Raw genomic sequence first — 20,043 nt, 5'->3', positions numbered from 1 at the left:
TTTAAAATATAAAAGTAATTAGTTATGAGTAAATTAAAAAATATCAGGTAGTAAATACACTACCTGATATAATTGATACTAATCTTTTTTAGCTGCTATTTTCATAATATCTTTATATCTACTCATGATATAATCATAATTTTTAGGATTGTGAGGTAACAAACATTTACTACAATCTTTAAATCCACTTTCATTATAACTATAGTTACCTCCACAGTCTTCACCTAAAGCATATAAGGGACAATAGCAGAATAAGCAATTAAACTCTTCTGGTTTCTTTGTCTTATGGCAAGGAAAATATTCGCATTCTTTATGATTAAAAAACTTATAATTTTCACTCATTAAATTACCTCCATATTTTAAATATCTATAATAATATATATAATTTCTCATAATTCACCATAACATAATTATACTAAAGTTTTAGAATAATATACTAAAAAATAGTAACAATGGTATAATAATAAAGAAATTTATTTCACAATCACAGATTAAAGAGGTGTTTATATGGAAGATAAAAAAGAAAGAGCATTACTTGTTGGGCTAAATATAACGTCTACAGCAAGAAGAATAGATGATATAGACATAGATGAATCAATGGAAGAGTTAAAAGAGCTAACAAAGGCTGCTGGTGCAGAAGTTGTAGGTAGTATAACTCAAAATAGACAATCTAGAGATGCAGCTTATTATATAGGAAAAGGTAAGGTTGAAGAACTTAGAGCATACTGTGAGTCATTAGGTGCAACAATGGTAATCTTTAATGATGAACTATCAGGTGCTCATATAAGAAATATAGAGGAGATAGTAGGTATTAAAGTTATTGATAGAACTACATTAATACTAGATATATTTGCACAAAGAGCTTTAAGCAAAGAAGGTAAACTTCAAGTTGAGCTTGCTCAGTTAAAATACAGATTGCCTAGACTTTATGGTATGGGTGGAGAAATGAGTAGAACTGGTGCTGGTATAGGTACAAGAGGACCAGGGGAACAAAAATTAGAAGTAGATAAAAGACATATTTTAAATAAGGCAGCAGACATAAGAAGAGAGCTTAAAGAGGTTAAAAAGAACAGAGAAACTCAAAGAGTACAGCGTATGAAATCTAATATGCCAATTGTTGCTCTTGTTGGTTATACAAATGCAGGAAAATCTACTTTATTAAACGAATTAATAAAGACACACAAAGACTATGATGCCCAAAAAGAAGTTATGGCAAAAGATATGCTATTTGCAACATTAGATGTTACTTTAAGAAAGGCATTACTTCCTAATAAAAAAGAGTTTTTAGTTGTAGATACTGTTGGATTTGTTAGTAAACTTCCTCATGATTTAGTAGAAGCTTTTAAGGCGACTTTAGAAGAAGTCCAATATGCAGACTTAATTTTACATGTAATTGATGCTACTAATAGTAGTTATGAATTACAAAAGAAAACAACAGAATCTGTACTTAAGGAGTTAAAAGCTGATGATAAACCTACAATTCTTGTTTATAACAAGATAGATAGACTTGATTTAGATATATATCCTAAAAATACAGATGATGTAGTATATATTTCTGCTAAAAAAGGAATAAATATGGAAAAATTATTATATATGATAGAAGAAGCATTAATGAATAATACATATCCTGTAACCCTTCTATTACCTTATGATAAAGGACATATATTTAGTAGAATTAAAGATAAATATAACGTAGAAAACTTTGAATATGGGGAAGTTGGAATAACAGTTGATGTAAATTTAGAAGAAGAAGATTATAATATGTATAAAGAGTATATATTAGAAAAGTAGGTAATAATATGAATATAAGTTGGGATAATATAGACCAATTAGAAGATCATTTTATAACCTATCTTCTTTATAAAGAATCAAAAACAGTATCTCAAATTAGTAAAATTAGAAATATTTCAACTACAGAAGTTAACGATCAACTAATAAAAGCTAAATTAGAAATAAAAGCAATGCTTAAAGATGAATTAGAATCATCTAAAGATGTTTTAGATAGATTTCTAGAGCTTAATAAAGATAAAAGGCTTGCTTTTATGAATAATTTACAAGAAGATAGTATGATAGACTTTAAGAGAAGACTATATAAAAGAATACTCATTGAAAGAAATGCTGAAGATCTGATGATTCTCATATGGGCTACAGGGGAACTTAAAGATGATAGATTTTTAAGGTTACTTCATCCTCTAACTAGCCATAGACACTCAGATGTAAGAAGAATAACTTATTCAGCACTAAGAAAAATTGAATCACCTAAAAGTAGAGAAGTTCTACAAAGAGGGCTATATGATACAAACGCACAGACAAGACAATACTGTGCAAAGGCACTGTCAAAAATAGGAAATGAAACAAGTTTAAAAATGCTAAGACAATTGAAGAATAAAAAGCAATTTGAAAAAGACTATGTATTAAGGGCCTATGATGAAGCTATTGATAATTTAGAAGGAGGAGGTAATAATTAAATTTATTAACTGCGAATTTTAAACTATCAAAGATAGAACCAAAAAATAGTTAAATTAACTAGGAGGGGTTTAAAAATGATAGTAAGACATTGTGCTGGTGGAGTTGTATTCTATGCTAATAAGGTACTTTTATTAAAAAATGATAGAGGTGAGTGGACACTTCCTAAAGGAAAAATTCATGATGATGAACTAGCTCAAGAAAGTGCTATTAATAGAGTGAAAGATGAAACAGGAATAGATGCTATTACTATGGCTGTTGCAGGAGATACTATGTATGAATTCTTTTCAAGAAGTAGGCAACAAGAAGTTTGTAATGCAATATCATGGTATGTTATGGAAGCTAAAAATACAGACTACATAAGAAGAGACGAATTTAAAGATGGTGGATTTTATAAAGTTAAAGAAGCTCTGGAATTACTAACACATAACAAAGAAAAATCATTGGTTGAGATATCATATAAAAAATATAAAGAGATAAAGAAAAGTAGTTGTGACAATAGTAATGTTGCATTAAACTATAAATAAAAATAAATGAAGGGAAAGGGTGAAAGCCCTTTCTTTTTTAGGTAGCTAGATAAGAAATTAATACCATACTTATGTTTATTTTAAATAATTATTTGGTATTTATAAACTGAATATACATAGGAGGAATTTATGAGTAGTTATAAGACATTGCATGATTTTGGAAGTGATGAAATCATAATAGAGAAATCAACATTTATAGGTTATGCAAAGCCAATAAAAACAGAAGAAGAAGCAGTTGAATTTGTAAATGAAATAAAGAAAAAGCATAAAGACGCAACACATAATGTATGGGCTTATACAGTAGGTCCAACTATGAACATACAAAGATATAGTGATGATGGAGAGCCACAAGGAACAGCTGGAATTCCCACACTAGAAGTAATAAAAAAAGAAGATTTAAGAGATGTAGTAGTTGTAGTTACTAGATACTTTGGTGGAATAAAATTAGGAGCAGGTGGGCTTGTTAGAGCTTATACAAAAGGAGCTAAAATAGGTCTTGAAGCAGCTAAGATAATAGAAAAAGTAATGTACAAAGAAGTTAAAATTAAAATCGATTATAACCAATTAGGTAAAGTTCAAAATGAAATAATGAACCTTGGATATTTTATAAAAGATACAGTTTATGCAGATAATGTTGAAATTATAGTATATTCAAAATTAGAGGATGTTGAAACTTTGACTTCAAGGATGGTTGATATAACTAGTGCCACAGCAGGGATAGAATTAGGAGAAGAATTTTACTTATCAGAGCAAAATGGACAAATTATATTATAAGATGACCTATAGTAAGGTCATTTTTTTATTTTATAGAAAGTTATATCAAGTGTTTTACTAGAGTTTCTTAAATCAAGAAAATATAATTTTTATAGCTAAATATTATTAACCAATAGTAAAAAATAATAAACTATTACTTAACTATGGCTCCATTGTAAGGCTTTGTATATGCTTATATAATAAACATATAAGATCTTATAAAATACGAAGAGTTATAAGGAGAATATTATGGAATTATCTATTGGAGAAGTTATATATAAATTGAGAAAAGAAAAGGGAGTAACACAAGAGAATCTAGCAAATGCAGTAGGAGTATCAGTAGCAGCTGTATCAAAATGGGAAAGTAAAAGTTCCTATCCAGATATAACAATACTACCTTCTATTGCTAGATATTTTAATACTACTATAGATAAGCTTTTAAATTATGAAATGAAAATATCCAATGAAGAAGTAATAAAGTTGATGAAAGAATGTGCAAGGGTGTTTGAAAAAGATAGTGCAGAAAATGGAATGAAGCTATGTGAAAGTTATATAAGAAAGTATCCAAATAGCATGTTTTTAAAGTTTAGAACTGGGTCTTTATACATGATGTCATTACCTAGTGCTAAGAATGAAGAAGAATCTGAAATTATGGTGGATAAAGCTATAAACTTACTTGAAATATCATCAAATAGTGAAGAGCAGGAAATAAGTGAAACTTCAAAATATGTTTTAAGTACTTTATATACTATGAAGAATCAGTATGATAAAGCAGAAGAAGCTTTATTAAGTTTACCTAAGGTAAACATGGATAGAGATGATTTATTAATTGGACTATATATTAATCAAAATAAATATGAAAAAGCAAAAACTACTTTAAGAAATTTAACTTATAAGAGAATAAGTAATATAATGACATGTTTAGATAGTTATATTACTTTAGCATATAAAGATGATGATTATCTTAAGGTAAAGGAGATTTTAGATTTAAAGATAAAAGTAGCAAAGACTTTTGATGTAGAAGAACTATATGATGTTAGTATAAATATGATGTATGCAGATATTTATGCTAAGGAAAATAACATAGAAAAAACATTAGACTATATTGAAGTCATATTAAATAATGTAAGTTATTTAATTAATGGATATGATTTAAAAGAGCATCTATTATTTGATGGAATAGAGTTGTTTGAGGGAGTGCACTCCAAAGACTATTTTCTTTTAAGTTTAAAGAGATTATTAATAGAAGATGAAAGATATAACTTTATAAAACATGAAGAACGATATAAAGAGATAGTAAAAAAATTAGAACAAATAAAATAAAATAGTAAGGTGTATTAAGTAATTATTTAAAATTAACTTAACACACCTTTTATTTTAAGAATAATTAGATTTTACTTTTGGCATCCTTTTTTTGGTGATTTATATCCTTTATAAACTTCATAAGAACCAACCGAAAGCAAGAAAATACCAAATACTTTTCTTAAAATTTCTGAGCTTAAGTAATTAGCTAAAAATGAACCAAATATGGCTGCAATTACTCCAAATATAGCTATAGGAGCAACTAATTTGAACTCTACATTTTTATTTTTTATATGTATTATAAGAGCAAATATAGTCATTGGTATAGAGGAGATTAAATTAACACTTTGAGCTATTTTAGGATCTATAGATGCAAAAAGTATTAAAGTTGGTATTAAAATTGTTCCACCACCCATGCCCATACCACCAATTATTCCTGCAAAAAAACCGATTATTCCTATTAACATTAAAACACCATCCTTAAGGCTGCAATAATCATAATAACACCAAATGAGATTCTAAGGAATCTCCCAGTGACCTTGCATAGTAATTTTGCACCAATAATTCCTCCAATTATACTACCTATAGCAGCTTGAATAGTTAACTTAACATCATAAGTACCTCTTGATATATATATAACAGAGCTTGTAGCTGATAGAAAAATTATTATTGCAAGGGCTGTAGCGTGGGACTTATGTTCTTCAACCTTTAAAATATTATTTAGTATAGGTACTAAAAGGGTACCTCCTCCAGAGCCAAATACTCCATTTATAAAGCCAGTAAATAGACCAATAATAGTATTTTTTATATTGAAATTAAAGTATTTATTTTTTATAATTATCACCGTCCTTAGAGATTAGTTTGTACATAAAAGTTAAATTTATTTATGTAAGAATGGGAAAACTTAGAGATATAAAGTTTATTTAAAAAATACTATAAAAATAATGAGACGACTACATAGAATGCTATATAATGGTAAAACATTAAAATTTCTGTGATATAATTAAATCATATGAAAATATAGGGAGGAAAAGTCAAATGGAAGCTAGTTTAAAAACAGACATAGAGATAAAAATAGATAAAACCGTTGAATGGCTTAGAGAAAAAGTAAAGGAAACTAATTGTAAGGGATTAGCAGTAGGGGTTTCAGGAGGAATAGATTCAGCAGTAGTTGCTTATCTTATAAAGAAAGCTTTCCCAGATAATTCTATAGGGGTAATAATGGAGATAAATAGTAATCCTCAAGATAAAGAGGATGCTTTAAAAGTTATAAATGGATGTCAAATAAAGCATATAGAATTAGATTTAACAGAACAACAAGTTGGTATATTAGATAAGGTAATTGGACAATTACAAAGTATAGATGTATATAATGAGAACAATAAAACTATATCAGATGCAAACTTAAGAGCAAGAGTTAGAATGAGTACAATATATACTGTAGCTAATAATTTAAACTATTTAGTAGTTGGAACTGATAACGCAGCAGAAGTTTATACTGGATACTTTACAAAGTATGGAGATGGTGGAGTTGACTTAATACCAATAGCTAACATAACAAAGGCAGAAGTATATGAATGGGCTAAAGTATTAGGTGTTCATGAAGATATAATAAATAAAGCACCATCAGCAGGACTTTGGGAAGGTCAAACTGATGAACAAGAAATGGGAACGACATACAAGATGATAGATGCAGTGGTAGAAGGTAGATTAGATGAGGTTCCACAAAAAGACTTAGAAATAATTGAAAGGTTACATAGAATAAGTGCTCATAAAAGGGCTGTGGCACCGGCACCACCTAAGTTCTAATTTACGAAAATAGTTATTTGTGATAAAATTTATAAAGTAAATTACATTTAAGGAGTGAAATTATGGGACGTATAGGAAACATAATTAATAGAAAAGGTAAGCAAGACGCTAAGAGAGCGAAAATATTTACTAAACATGCTAGAGCAATAGCTGTTGCAGCTAAAGAAGGTGGACCAGATCCAGAATACAATGCAGCGTTAAAAACTGCTATAGAAAAAGCTAAAGCTGACAACATGCCTAATGATAACTTAGAAAGAGCTATCGCAAAAGGTGCAGGCGGTGGAGCTAACGAAAACTATGAAACTATAGTTTATGAAGGATACGGGCCAGGTGGAGTTGCAGTTATAGTTGAAGCTTTAACTGATAACAAAAATAGAACTGCTGGTAATGTTAGATACTACTTCGATAAGAACGGTGGTAACTTAGGTACAAGTGGATGTGTATCATTCATGTTCGATAACAAAGGACAAATACTAATAGAAGCTAACGATGAAGTTTCTGAAGATGAATTAATGGAAGTTGCTTTAGAAGCTGGAGCTGAAGACTTTATAGTTGAAGAAGATGGATATGAAGTTGTAACTGCCCCGGAAGATTTTGCAGCAGTAAGAGATGAATTAGCAGCCAAAGGATATGAATTTATATCTGCAGATGTTAAGTTAATACCTCAAACTACTACAGAATTAACAGATGAAACTCAATTAAAGATGATGAACAAATTAGTTGATATGTTAGAAGATGATGACGATGTTCAAAATGTTTACCATAACTGGGAAATAAACGAATAGTCATTCAAAGTTAAGTTGTACCAATGGTTATAATTTTTATGTTTTGTAAATATAAAAAGTTACGATTGTTATGACAAACATCTTATATTTTATATGAAAATGTAATGAAATACATTTAGAGTTTTAAGATAAATAAAAACACCTTTAATTATGATGTATAGAGAATCTATATTGATTAATTAGAGGTGTTTTTGTTTATAGAGAATATATTTATAGGTAAAAAAGTTATAAAAAATTGACGGAATATATATATTATATGGAATTTATTGTTGTAATTAAAACGAAAAAATATACAGTAATTGACGAAAATGTACGATATTAATTTAATAATATAATTAAAAAAAATTTAATAAAAAAAATAAATATAATGATTCCATATACATATACAAGTATGCTAGAATTATATTGTTACTAAAATAACATAGAAGTTATAAAAAATAGTTTATCAAATTTGAATTTAAAAAATAGGGGGAAAGATATGATTTCAAACACATCAAAAAATTTAGAATTTGAAAATGTAAGACCTTTTGGGTTAAGAGACAAAGCAGGTTATTTACTTGGGGACTTAGGAAACGATTTCACATTTATTTTTGCAAGTATGTTCTTAATGATATTCTATACAAAAGTATGGGGTGTTAGTGCATCTTTAGTTGGTGTGTTATTTTTAGTAGCAAGATTTGTAGATGGTTGTTCAGATATAACAATGGGAGTTATAGCAGATAAATCAAAGCCTACAAAAGATGGTAAATTTAAACCTTGGATAAAAAGAATGTCAGGACCAGTAGCTCTTATAAGTTTCTTAATGTATCAACACAGTCTGGCAAACGCTTCCATGACTGTAAAAGTAATTGTAATGTTCGCTACTTATATATTATGGGGATCTATTTGTTATACAGCAATAAATATACCTTATGGTTCAATGGCATCAGCTATTACTAATGATCCAAAGGAGAGAGCATCTCTTTCAACTTGGAGAAGTTTAGGGGCAAGTTTCGCAGGGGTTATTATAGGAACTATAGCACCTCAAGTTATATATTATGCAGATGCTAATGGAAATCAACTAGTAAATCCAGAAAAATTCACTATGATTGCTGGAATATTCTCAATATGCGCATTTATATGTTATATGTTATGTTTTAAACTTACAACAGAGCGTGTTAAGTTTGAAAATGATGACAAAAAGGAAAAGGTTTCCATAGTAAAAAATCTTGGAATAATAGTAAAAAATAAAGCTTTATTAGCAATAATAGGAGCTGCAATAGTACTACTTCTTAGTTCGTTAATGACACAAACTATAAACGCTTATTTATTTGCTGACTACTTTAAAAATATAAACGCATTATCTACTTTAAGTATGGTTGGTTTACCAGTAAACTTAATGCTTGCAGCAGTAATAGTAAAAATAGCAGGCAAATTTGGTAAAAAAGAAGTATCTATGATATCTATGCTTATCACAGGAGCAATATTTATAGGATGTTATATAGCTAAAATAACAAATCCATGGGTATATGTAGCAATATATACTTTAACAACATTGTTCATGAATGTATTTAATATGCTTATATGGGCTAAAATAACTGACATAATAGATTATAATGAGATACTTACTGGAAAAAGAGATGATGGAACAATATATGGAGTTTATTCTTTCTCTAGAAAATTAGGACAAGCTTTAGCTGGAGGACTTGGAGGATTTGCCTTAACATTTATAGGATATAACTCAATGGCAGCGACTCAGACAACAGCTACAACAGATGGAATTTATGCATTAGCAACTTTATTCCCAGGTGTTTGTTATATAGTTGTTGGATTAATATTAATGTTTGCTTATCCTTTAAGTAAAAAAGTAGTTAATGAAAATAATCTTAAATTAGAAGCAATGCGTAGTTCTAAATAAAAATATAGATTAAAAAATAATGATTTAATATAAATTTGAAATAATTGTGAAAACTATAATTATTATGAAAAATATAATGAAATATATTTAGAATGTTAAGATAAATAAAAACACCTTTAGTTATGATGTATAGATAAATCTATATTGAATAACTAGAGGTGTCTTTTTTATATATCATAATATAATGGTATGGGAAAATATTATGAAAATTTGATGGAATATATATATTATATGAAATTTATTGCTGTTACAAAAACGAAAAAAAATATAAAAAATGACGAAATTATACGATATTAATTTAATGATATAATTAAAAAAAATTTAATAAAAAAAATAAATATAATTATTACAGTAGATATACAAGTATGCTAGAATTATATTGTTATTAAAATAACACAGGAGTCATAAAAAATAATTAATCAAATTGGGATTTAAAAAAATAGGAGGAAAGATATGAGTTCAAAAGGGTTAAAAAATTTAGAGTCTGAAAATGTAAGACCTTTTGGTCTAAGAGACAAAGCAGGTTATTTACTTGGGGATTTAGGAAACGATTTCTCGTTTATTTTTGCAAGTATGTTCTTAATGATATTCTATACAAAAGTATGGGGTGTTAGTACATCTTTAGTGGGTGTATTATTTTTAGTAGCAAGATGTGTAGATGCTTGTTCAGATATAACAATGGGAGTTATAGCAGATAAAGCCAAGCCTACAAAAGATGGTAAATTTAAACCATGGATAAAAAGAATGGCAGGACCAGTGTCTATCATGAGTTTCTTAATGTATCAGTCTAGTTTGGCAAACGCTTCCATGACTGTGAAGACAATTATAATGTTCGTTACTTATCTATTATGGGGATCTGTTTTTTATACAGCAATAAATATACCTTATGGTTCAATGGCATCAGCTATTACTAATGATCCAAAAGAGAGAGCATCACTTTCAACTTGGAGAAGTTTAGGTGGAAGTTTTGCTAGTGTTATTATAGGAACTATAGCACCTCAAGTTATATATTATGCAGATGCTAATGGAAATCAACTTGTAAGTCCAGAAAAATTTACTATGATTGCTGGAATATTCTCAATATGTGCATTTATATGTTATATATTATGTTTTAAACTTACTACAGAACGTGTTAAATTTGTAAATGATGATAAAAAGGAAAAGGTTTCTATAGTTAAAAATCTTGGAATAATAGCAAAAAATAAAGCTTTACTAGCAATAATAGGAGCAGCAATAGTATTACTTCTTAGTTCGTTAATGACACAAACTATAAATAATTACTTATTTGCTGATTACTTTAAAGATGTAAACTCATTATCTGTATTAAATATGCTTGGTTTACCAATAAACTTAACACTTGCAGCAGTTATAGTAAAAGTATCAGATAAATTTGGTAAAAAAGAAGTATCTATGATATCTATGATTATTGGAGGTATAATATATATAGGATGTTATGTAGCTAAAATAACAAACCCATGGATATATGTAGGAATGTATACTTTAGCAACATTGTTTACTACTGTATTTAATATGCTTATATGGGCAAATATAACTGACATAATAGACTATAATGAAATACTTACTGGAAAAAGAGATGATGGAACAATATATGGAGTTTATTCTTTCTCTAGAAAAGTAGGACAAGCTTTAGCTGGAGGTCTTGGAGGATTTGCCTTAACATTTATAGGGTATAACTCAGCGGCAGCGACTCAGACAACAGCTACAACAGATGGAATTTATTCATTAGCAACTTTATTCCCAGGTGCTTGTTACATAGTTGTTGGATTAATATTAATGTTTGCTTATCCTCTAAGTAAAAAAGTAGTTAATGAAAATAATCTTAAATTAGAAGCAATGCGTGATTCTAAATAAAAACATAGATTAAAAATAATGATTTAATATAAATTTGAATAAAATATAAAATACCTCATTGTTAGATTTTTCTCTGACAATGAGGTATTTTATTACCTTTAATTAATACCAAATTATAATTAGTAACAACTATATCTTAATTATCATAAAATAATATAAAGTTTAATTGTATTAGAGGGGGTAGTATGAAAAAGTATAGAAATGACGTGATGCCGAATATGATGGAAGATAATATTAATAATCAGCAATCTGAGGATATGAATATCCAAAATTATAAAAATACTGTATATAATGCATATGTAGTTCAAATAAAATCTGTATACAATAATAATTTTGTAGAAATAGGATTTGATGATTTTTTTTATGCTACAGGAAATCAAAGTACTGGAAAAATATTTATGCTAATCTTATTAGAAGATAATAATATTATGCTAAGAATACATGGGGGAAGATTTTTAAGAATCGATAAAAATGGATTCTTAGTTGTAGATACTAATAATGAAGGGGCAAGTGTATTCACATTAGAAAAGGTTGATGGTGTAGAATATGCGCTACTTGCACCAAATGGAAGCTACTTAAGAGTAAGAGTAAGAGAGAGTGATAATAGATTGGTAGCTGATGTACAAGAAATAGATGAATATGCTGCATTTAAATTTAGAACAATTACCTATTATTAAGCTCTACATGGATTGTATAAAAATACCTTCAAGCTATGTAAATGTATTTTACAGCTTGAAGGTATTTTTATACATTAAGATAAAGTTTTAAATTCATATCCGTTGTCTTTAAAGTATTTTATTATTTCAGGTAGTGCTTTAGCAGTTTCTTCTTTTCCGTAAGTATCATGCATTAATAATACTACCATTTCTTTACCTTCAGATGTTTTTATAGCTTCTTGAACTAATTGATCTGCATTTTTTCTTGAACCTTCAGCATCTTTATTTAATGCATTCCAATCTATTGAAGCCATTTTATTTTCGTCTAAATAGCTATCTAAAGCATCCATACCCTTCCAAGACATATGTCCACCTGGACATCTTATTACTCTAGTTGAGAAGTACTTTCCAAGAGTTTCCTTTAATAAATCATCTGTTTTCTTAAAGTCAGCAAGGAAGTTATCTAAATTTAGAGTTCTACCTGGATAAAGATATTTATAATCATGTGACCAAGAGTGATTAGCTATAGCATGTCCCCTATTTAACTCCTCTTTTAGCAATTCTTTTGCTTTTTCTCCACCTCTTTCAATATTTTGACCAGTTACAAAGAAAGTAGCATGTACATCATTTTCTTCTAGTATTCTTAATACTTCAGGAGTAACAGTAGTAGAAGTTCCATCATCGAAAGTTAAGAATACAACTTTTTCACCATTGTTAGAATAATCATATGAAGCTAATTTTTTAGCAACCTTAGTTGCATCGTATGTATATTTTTTAGCATCATTTTTTACGCCAACCATATATTTTTTCTTTTCTTCTTCTTCTTTACGCTTTTTTTCAGCTAAAGCTTTAGCTTCTTCTTCTTTACGTTTTTCTTCTTGTTTTATTGCTTGTTGTTCTTTAAAGAAGCTAGTAGTTGCAGAAACTACTTTAACGCCAGCAAATACAATTACACAAGCAAGACTAACTGAAATAATCTTATTTTTATTATTAGTTTTTCTTTTTTTGTTGTTAAAGATATTTTTTTGTCTCATATCATTTCCCCCTCTCGATAAATTTGTCGAATCCTCACTATATATATTATATACTTTACACATAAAATGGTCTATTGTATAAATCCTTACAATTTTGTAAACTACAGACTTTATTTAGTATAAAAACAATAAAAAGGAATAGCTTGAAACTTTTAGCTATTCCTTTGAAAATATATTTAGTTTTTAGATAAAGTTATATCGCCCTTATTAATTAGTTTATTAAAGAAATACTCACTATAAGGATATAAGAATTGCATTATTGGTCCTATAGTGAATATGATTATTAAACTTCCAAGACCAACTGGACCGCCTAAAAGAAAACCTATAATAAATCCGCTACATTCTGATACAATTTTACCAGACATAAGAGATAAATTAAACTTAGTTTTTATAGCAAGCATAAAATAATCTAATGGTGTATTAGGTAATTTAGAAACTAAATAAATTGCAACACCTAAGCTTATAATTGGAAGTGAAATCATAAATAATATAAACTGCATTAAAGGTGTAGATACATTAATATCACTAAATACGAAAAGACCTAAATCTATAAAACCGCCTAATATAATAGATGTTATCATAGGTGTTATTTTAGGAAATTCTTTATTTAATATACCACCTACTATTAAATTCAAAATAGCTACTATATTCATACATGTACCTACTGATAAGTTAATATGATAGCTTAATCCGATATTTACAGCATCCCAAGGTCCAACTCCAAAGTTAGATATGGCACTTAGTGCAATTCCAAGACCCATTATACTAAGACCTAATGTATAGAATAATACTCTGACCTTATTCTCTTTGCTTTTTAAATCAAATATATTAGTCATTTAAAATCCCTTTCTATGTTTATATAAAATTTAATACTAACTATAATTTATATCCTATCATCTAAAAAGCATATAATCAAGTGTTAAAACATATAAGCATTTGCTTATTAGGTTTGATTTAAAAATAAGCAAAGTTTAATTGAAATGTTATTCTATATTGATTTATTATTAGAAGTTTTTAAATTTGAAGATAGAGAAAATAAAAGAGAAGTTAAATATAAGGTTACTAATAAGTAATTTATGCTGTAGATAAAATGGCTAACCTCTTATTAATAGAAGTTAGCCATTTTATCTTAAAATGATATTATTTATTTTTTATATAGAAAATAAGTAACGCCATTTAATTAATAATGCAATTATATATGTAGTTAAATTTATTTGCATTTAAAACTAGAGCAATATGTTTCTGAGTATAGATTTGCTCTACCTACATTTGATGTTACAGCAATATCGTTAAGAGCACATATATTTCCAGCGTTGTAATTACAAGTTTTTACATTGCAAGAAACCATATTACACGGCCCGTCATTATTTGTATTATTAGTTAGTGTACTATATGTAGATTCATCTAAGAATGAACTACAGCAAGTATGATTGCTAGTACGAGCTTTCTTACCAGTTACTGATATTTTATTTGCATAACATATACCACTGTCATTATGTGAACAGTTAATTACATTACATCCTATTTTTGCCATTGTATTACCTCCTAATAATATATTAATCATTAAGAAGTATTGCCAATTTATAAAAAAATATATCAAATAAAATGAAATAACCATTCTATATTTTTTAGCATGGAAAATATAGAATGGTTTTTAATTAAACTAAGAGAAGGATTTAGCTCTTTAGTTATTTGACTGAAATAATTGATTAAATACATCTTCAGACATTAAAGCTTTTGCTACTAATGTTGAAGATGATGGATAAGATTTTATAGGAGTCCAAATATTAAAAAGCTCTTTTTCATAATCATAAATTGTTAGTTTCTCATTACCTAAAACAACTCTTTTTGAAAAATTCTTAGTAAAGTCTCTAATTCTTAAAAAGTCATCTAAATGCAATTCAAAAAAAATAGACGCTTTATGCTGAGGTTGTTTTAGGAATAGTATGTTTTGCCTAAATTCAATGAACTCAATTTTGTCATAAATTAACCTTGTAAATGACGTATCCAAAAAAACACCTCCTTTATATAAATAAAATACATAGATGATACCTTATAATATGAATATTTAAGAGAAAAGGAGACAAAAATATTTATGCAAATTTACTTATTTTTCCTCAAATGTATAAAAAGGTATTAGATGGATAGAATCTTTAATAAAAAGGAGGTCATAAAAATGTTTGAAGAAAAAAAATCATTTCATTGGAAGATACCAACATTAGTTTTAGTATGTATATTGGTATTAAGTAGTGGAATTTACATAGGCACGAAGTTAAGAGACAATGATACTAAGGAACAAAATAAAATGGCAAGTAAAGTATCGAATAAGAATGAGAAAACAACAGAAGCTTTTGGATTAAATGAAAATTGTGAAATATGGTTACAGACAATTTATTCAGATAATAGCGATACTAAATCATCTCCAATAATGATTGGCACAGTTCCTGATGAATTGTTAGATAAATCAGAAGATGAGATAATAGCATATTTTAATGATAAATATCCAAATAGAGAAGTAGAAAGTATAAACAAATATGAAATAGTTTTAACTGAAACTGAAGATGTTTCTTCAGTAGATGCAACTAAAGCTAATAAATATTCAGTTGAGATTAATAGTGGATATGTAGGAATCTATAAATATGATAGTACAGGTAAGAAAAGTATAGTAGAAGAAACTCAAATAGAAGTTGATTCCTTACCAAGAACTGTACAAGATGAATTACAACAAGGCATTATTGTGAGCTCTAAAGATGAGGCATATAGTAAGTTAGAAGATATGGATAGTTAAAATAAGGAACCACTTAGAAGTAAAAAGATAACCATGGAGAAAATTATAGATATAAAATTATCTTATGAAATATAAAGGTATATGAATTTATATTTAAAATTTTCTCTTTGGAATATATCTTTAGCCTTAAGTTGTTCCTTATTTTATTTATATAGAGAAATAGCAATTATAAGTATGAATTACCTAAGATATTAGTTATAAAATATAAGTTATGATATAATAAATAAGAACATAAGTTTTAATATTATATAGATTTTTAATGATGAATATTAGGAGGCATCCATTTTATAATGATAATTTTAGGTATAGATCCAGGAATAGCAATAGTTGGTTATGGAATAATAGAATATAAAAATAATAAGTTTAGAGTTATAGATTATGGTGCAGTTACAACTCCTGCAGGCATGGATATGTTAAAGCGATTAGAACTTGTATATAAAGGGATTAACCTTCTTATAAAAAAATATAATATAGATGAAGTTGGAATAGAAGAGTTATTCTTCAACAAAAATGTTAAGACAGCTATAACAGTAGCTCAAGCGAGAGGAGTTACTATGCTTGCATGTGCTCATAATGGAAAGCCTGTGTATGAATATACTCCACTTCAAGTAAAGCAAGGAGTAGTAGGTTATGGAAGAGCACAAAAAGCTCAAGTTCAGCAGATGGTAACATCATTTTTAAACTTAAAAGTAGTACCAAAGCCAGATGACGTAGCTGATGCACTAGCAGTAGCAATATGTCATGCTCACTCAAATAGACTAGAAAAGACACTGAAAAATATAGGGGGAAGTAAATATGTATAGTTATATAAAAGGAACGATAGAAGAACTTTACTTAGACCATATAGTAATAGACAACAATAATATAGGATATAGAATAAATGTATCATCAAATACACTAAAGGATTTACAATTAGGAAATATGGCTAAAATATATACAAAACTAATTGTAAGAGAAGATGATATGAGCTTGTGTGGATTTTCGACTAAAGAAGAACTACATATGTTTGAACTATTAACATCTGTATCGAAAATAGGTCCAAAAGTTGGACTTGGAATATTATCCTTTGCATCACCAAAACAGTTAGGTGCTTATATCATAAGTGAAGATATTACTAAAATGTCTAAAGCCCCAGGTGTAGGAAAGAAAACAGCAGAAAGAATAATACTAGAGTTAAAGGACAAAATTGATAAGCAAAATATAGAATTTGAGCCTACATTATTAACTCAAACTCCAATATCAGTATCTCAAGACGAAGCAGTAGATGCCTTAGTAGCGCTAGGATACTCAACATCGGAAGCAAAAGAAGCTGTTGATAAATGTAAAAAAACTGGTTTAAATACTGAAGATATAATAAAAAAATCTTTATCATATTTAATGAGCCAAAGTTTAAGATAAAGGAAGGGGAAAAGTAATGTTTGATTTTGAAGATGAAGATAGGATAATTACATCTACAATGCAAAATGAAGATGTTGATATAGAAAATAGTTTAAGACCCAAGTCTCTATCAGATTATTTAGGACAGGAAAAAGCAAAGGAGCAACTTTCCATATTTATAGAAGCAGCAAAAAGTAGAAATGAGCCTTTAGACCATGTACTTTTATATGGTCCTCCAGGACTAGGTAAAACTACTTTATCAAGTATAATTGCTAATGAGATGGGAGTTAGTTTAAGGATTACATCAGGTCCAGCTATAGAAAGAGCAGGAGACTTAGCAGCTATACTTACAAATTTAAATGAAAATGATGTGTTATTTATAGATGAAATACACAGAATTAACAGAAGTGTAGAAGAAGTTTTATATCCTGCTATGGAAGATTATTGCTTAGATATAATTATAGGTAAAGGCCCGTCTGCAAGAAGTATAAGATTAGATTTACCTAAGTTTACTCTAATAGGAGCAACAACTAGAGCAGGTATGCTTACAAATCCATTAAGAGATAGATTTGGTGTTATATGTAAGCTTGACTATTATACAGTAGATGAATTGGCTAAAATAGTTATGAGATCAGCAGAAATTTTGGGAGCAGAAATTCAAATAGGTGGAGCTACTGAAATTGCTAGACGTTCTAGAGGTACACCAAGAATAGCCAATAGATTATTAAAAAGAGTTAGAGATTATGCCCAAGTTAGAGCAGATGGAAATATAACTGATGAGGTTGCTCATAAAGCATTAGAACTTTTAGGTGTAGATAGTTTAGGCCTTGATTACGTAGATGAAAAATTACTTAGAACAATAATTGAAAAGTTTAAAGGTGGACCAGTAGGGTTAGATACATTAGCAGCATCTATTGGTGAAGACAGAAATACTATTGAAGATGTGTATGAACCATACTTACTTCAATTAGGATTTATAAATAGAGGTCCAAGAGGAAGAATTGCAATGCCTCTAGCCTATGAACATCTTAATTTAGAAATGCCAAAGAAGTAATTTTAATAGAAAAAAATCTAATTCTTTGATATTATAAATAGTAATTGTAAGATAAATAGTATAATTTTGAAAGGAAGTTTATTAACATTGAAGACAAGTGACTTTTATTTCGATTTACCAGAAGAATTAATTGCTCAAGTACCAATACTTGATAGATCTAGTTCTAGATTAATGGTTTTAGATAAAGAAAGCGGAAATATTGAACATAAGATATTTAAAAATGTAATAGACTATTTAAATCCAGGTGACTGTTTAGTATTAAATGATACTAGAGTTATACCAGCTAGACTTATAGGTGAAAAGGTTGATACTGGAGGAAAAATAGAATTTTTATTATTAAAAAGAGATGAAAATGATACATGGGAATCTTTAGTTAAGCCAGGAAAGAGAGCTAAGATAGGAACTAAGTTTTCTTTTGGAAATGGCAAATTAATAGGTGAAGTAGTTGGTATGGGACCGGAAGGTTCTAGAATAATAAAATTCCATTATGAAGGGATTTTTGAAGAAATTTTAGATGAATTAGGTAATATGCCTCTTCCACCATATATAACTGAAAGATTAGAAGAGAGAGAAAGATACCAAACTGTTTATTCTAAGCATAATGGTTCTGCAGCAGCTCCTACAGCAGGTCTTCATTTTACAGAAGAACTATTACAGCAAATAAAAGATAAGGGTGTTGATATTGCTTTTGTTACCTTACATGTTGGTTTGGGTACATTTAGACCAGTTAAGGTAGATGATGTATTAGAGCATGAGATGCATTCTGAATATTATGTTGTAAGTAAAGAAGCAGCAGATAAAATTAATAAAGCCAAAGAAAATGGCAATAATGTTATTTGTGTAGGAACTACTAGTTCAAGAACAATAGAATCCGTTGCAACTGAAGATAATAGAGTTAAAGAAGGTAGTGGTTGGACAAATATATTCATATACCCAGGATATGAATTTAAAGTAGTAGATAAGCTTATAACAAATTTCCACTTACCAGAATCTACACTAATAATGTTAGTCAGTGCATTAGCTGGAAAAGAGAATGTATTAAATGCATATAACGTTGCAGTTAAGGAGAAATATAGATTTTTCAGTTTTGGAGATGCAATGATTATAAAATAGGGGGATAAAATGAAAAATAGTATAGATAAGAATAACTTATCGCTAAGAATTGCATATGTATTTGAATCTATTTTAGCAATGGTTGTACTGCTTGCAGTATTTCTAGGTACTATAGATGTACTAAGGATGATATGGGATGCTTACATTGTTGATTTTCAAAATCCTGTTGAGTATTCTCAATTAAATAGTTTATTAGGGCAAATATTATTATTAGTAATAGGGGTAGAATTAGTAGTAATGTTATCCCTTCATTTACCAGGTGCTTTACTGGAAGTACTTTTATACGCAATAGCAAGAAAATTACTTTTACTTCCGAAAACAGCTGGAATGGCAGATTTACTTTTAGGTATAATATCAATAGCAGGATTATTTGCTATTAGAAAATACCTACTTACGGATGACAATAGCACAATGAATGTGACCAGTATACATTATGAAGATTGCGAAGAAGGACAGACCTGTGAAGAATGTGAAGCTTGTAGAGAAAAAATGTTAAAAGAGCAAGCTAAAAACAACACAGAAAAAGAGCTTGAAAGAAAAGAATTTAAAGAAAATAATGATCTTGATGAAACTCAAAAGCTATAATGGACTTCTTCTAAGACTAAATTAA

General features: G+C 28.3%; 23 protein-coding genes. 16 read left to right on the top strand and 7 right to left on the bottom strand.

What is annotated here, in order from left to right:
- Positions 1-78 precede the first annotated feature (78 nt).
- Positions 79-342, bottom strand: a complete 264-nt coding sequence (locus tag HF520_RS11045; RefSeq protein WP_168574083.1) for a cysteine-rich small domain-containing protein — start codon at positions 340-342, stop codon at positions 79-81.
- Positions 343-507: 165 nt separating this feature from the next.
- Here HF520_RS11045 and hflX point away from each other — a divergent pair, with 165 nt between their 5' ends.
- The 5 genes from hflX to HF520_RS11020 all read left to right on the top strand — a co-directional run bounded on the left by hflX (position 508) and on the right by HF520_RS11020 (position 5,069).
- Positions 508-1,791 (top strand): GTPase HflX, encoded by a 1,284-nt coding sequence (hflX, locus tag HF520_RS11040; protein ID WP_168574082.1) that lies wholly within the window; start codon positions 508-510, stop codon positions 1,789-1,791.
- 8 nt (positions 1,792-1,799) lie between these two features.
- A complete protein-coding gene (locus HF520_RS11035; RefSeq protein WP_168574081.1) occupies positions 1,800-2,468 on the top strand; it encodes a HEAT repeat domain-containing protein in 669 nt (222 codons plus the stop codon).
- Positions 2,469-2,543: 75 nt separating this feature from the next.
- Positions 2,544-2,993, top strand: a complete 450-nt coding sequence (locus HF520_RS11030; protein ID WP_168574080.1) for an NUDIX hydrolase — start codon at positions 2,544-2,546, stop codon at positions 2,991-2,993.
- A gap of 129 nt (positions 2,994-3,122) precedes the next feature.
- On the top strand, positions 3,123-3,767 hold the full coding sequence (locus HF520_RS11025; protein ID WP_168574079.1) for a YigZ family protein: 645 nt from the start codon (positions 3,123-3,125) through the stop codon (positions 3,765-3,767).
- Positions 3,768-3,995: 228 nt separating this feature from the next.
- Complete coding sequence (locus HF520_RS11020) at positions 3,996-5,069, top strand: helix-turn-helix domain-containing protein (protein WP_168574078.1); 1,074 nt, start codon at positions 3,996-3,998, stop codon at positions 5,067-5,069.
- Positions 5,070-5,140: 71 nt separating this feature from the next.
- Here HF520_RS11020 and HF520_RS11015 read toward each other — a convergent pair whose 3' ends face one another.
- Positions 5,141-5,515, bottom strand: coding sequence for a sulfite exporter TauE/SafE family protein (locus HF520_RS11015; RefSeq protein WP_168574077.1), 375 nt, complete (start codon positions 5,513-5,515; stop codon positions 5,141-5,143).
- Positions 5,515-5,892 (bottom strand): sulfite exporter TauE/SafE family protein, encoded by a 378-nt coding sequence (locus HF520_RS11010; protein ID WP_330586248.1) that lies wholly within the window; start codon positions 5,890-5,892, stop codon positions 5,515-5,517. Before HF520_RS11010 ends, HF520_RS11015 begins: the two co-directional genes overlap by 1 nt.
- Positions 5,893-6,086: 194 nt before the next feature.
- On the opposite strand from HF520_RS11010, the gene nadE reads away from it, so the two are divergent.
- The 5 genes from nadE to HF520_RS10985 all read left to right on the top strand — a co-directional run bounded on the left by nadE (position 6,087) and on the right by HF520_RS10985 (position 12,088).
- Complete coding sequence (gene nadE, locus HF520_RS11005; RefSeq protein WP_168574076.1) at positions 6,087-6,857, top strand: NAD(+) synthase; 771 nt, start codon at positions 6,087-6,089, stop codon at positions 6,855-6,857.
- A gap of 62 nt (positions 6,858-6,919) precedes the next feature.
- Positions 6,920-7,642 (top strand): YebC/PmpR family DNA-binding transcriptional regulator, encoded by a 723-nt coding sequence (locus tag HF520_RS11000; RefSeq protein WP_168574075.1) that lies wholly within the window; start codon positions 6,920-6,922, stop codon positions 7,640-7,642.
- A gap of 478 nt (positions 7,643-8,120) precedes the next feature.
- Positions 8,121-9,539, top strand: coding sequence for an MFS transporter (locus HF520_RS10995; protein ID WP_168574074.1), 1,419 nt, complete (start codon positions 8,121-8,123; stop codon positions 9,537-9,539).
- Positions 9,540-9,992: 453 nt separating this feature from the next.
- Positions 9,993-11,411: an MFS transporter gene (locus tag HF520_RS10990; protein ID WP_168574073.1), complete on the top strand. Its 1,419-nt coding sequence runs from the start codon at positions 9,993-9,995 to the stop codon at positions 11,409-11,411.
- Between the two features lie 185 nt (positions 11,412-11,596).
- Positions 11,597-12,088, top strand: a complete 492-nt coding sequence (locus HF520_RS10985; RefSeq protein WP_168574072.1) for a fascin domain-containing protein — start codon at positions 11,597-11,599, stop codon at positions 12,086-12,088.
- Positions 12,089-12,162: 74 nt separating this feature from the next.
- On the opposite strand, the gene HF520_RS10980 is transcribed toward HF520_RS10985, so the two are convergent.
- The 4 genes from HF520_RS10980 to HF520_RS10965 all read right to left on the bottom strand — a co-directional run bounded on the left by HF520_RS10980 (position 12,163) and on the right by HF520_RS10965 (position 15,112).
- Positions 12,163-13,101, bottom strand: a complete 939-nt coding sequence (locus HF520_RS10980) for a polysaccharide deacetylase family protein (protein ID WP_207710997.1) — start codon at positions 13,099-13,101, stop codon at positions 12,163-12,165.
- A 176-nt stretch (positions 13,102-13,277) separates the two neighbouring features.
- Complete coding sequence (locus HF520_RS10975) at positions 13,278-13,937, bottom strand: YczE/YyaS/YitT family protein (protein ID WP_168574070.1); 660 nt, start codon at positions 13,935-13,937, stop codon at positions 13,278-13,280.
- Positions 13,938-14,311: 374 nt separating this feature from the next.
- On the bottom strand, positions 14,312-14,635 hold the full coding sequence (locus tag HF520_RS10970; protein ID WP_168574069.1) for a DUF1540 domain-containing protein: 324 nt from the start codon (positions 14,633-14,635) through the stop codon (positions 14,312-14,314).
- Positions 14,636-14,785: 150 nt separating this feature from the next.
- Positions 14,786-15,112: a hypothetical protein gene (locus tag HF520_RS10965; RefSeq protein WP_168574068.1), complete on the bottom strand. Its 327-nt coding sequence runs from the start codon at positions 15,110-15,112 to the stop codon at positions 14,786-14,788.
- Positions 15,113-15,277: 165 nt separating this feature from the next.
- On the opposite strand from HF520_RS10965, the gene HF520_RS10960 reads away from it, so the two are divergent.
- The 6 genes from HF520_RS10960 (at position 15,278) to HF520_RS10935 (ending at position 20,018) form a co-directional block, all read left to right on the top strand.
- On the top strand, positions 15,278-15,889 hold the full coding sequence (locus tag HF520_RS10960; RefSeq protein ID WP_168574067.1) for a BofC C-terminal domain-containing protein: 612 nt from the start codon (positions 15,278-15,280) through the stop codon (positions 15,887-15,889).
- Between the two features lie 290 nt (positions 15,890-16,179).
- Positions 16,180-16,692, top strand: a complete 513-nt coding sequence (ruvC, locus tag HF520_RS10955) for a crossover junction endodeoxyribonuclease RuvC (protein WP_168574066.1) — start codon at positions 16,180-16,182, stop codon at positions 16,690-16,692.
- Positions 16,685-17,287 carry a Holliday junction branch migration protein RuvA gene (gene ruvA / locus HF520_RS10950; protein WP_168574065.1) on the top strand — a complete coding sequence of 201 codons (603 nt, stop codon included), beginning with the start codon at positions 16,685-16,687 and terminating at the stop codon, positions 17,285-17,287. The genes ruvC and ruvA overlap by 8 nt, the downstream gene beginning before the upstream one ends.
- A gap of 16 nt (positions 17,288-17,303) precedes the next feature.
- The gene (ruvB, locus tag HF520_RS10945; RefSeq protein WP_168574064.1) at positions 17,304-18,320 is read left to right on the top strand and encodes a Holliday junction branch migration DNA helicase RuvB; all 1,017 of its coding nucleotides are present in this window, start codon (positions 17,304-17,306) and stop codon (positions 18,318-18,320) included.
- 87 nt (positions 18,321-18,407) lie between these two features.
- A complete protein-coding gene (gene queA / locus HF520_RS10940; RefSeq protein ID WP_168574063.1) occupies positions 18,408-19,433 on the top strand; it encodes a tRNA preQ1(34) S-adenosylmethionine ribosyltransferase-isomerase QueA in 1,026 nt (341 codons plus the stop codon).
- 9 nt (positions 19,434-19,442) lie between these two features.
- The gene (locus HF520_RS10935; protein ID WP_243155146.1) at positions 19,443-20,018 is read left to right on the top strand and encodes a phosphate-starvation-inducible PsiE family protein; all 576 of its coding nucleotides are present in this window, start codon (positions 19,443-19,445) and stop codon (positions 20,016-20,018) included.
- The last annotated feature ends 25 nt before the right edge of the window (positions 20,019-20,043 follow it).

This window comes from Romboutsia sp. CE17, assembly GCF_012317385.1.
Lineage (GTDB): Bacteria > Bacillota > Clostridia > Peptostreptococcales > Peptostreptococcaceae > Romboutsia_E.
This window is presented reverse-complemented; position numbering and strand designations above follow the sequence as displayed.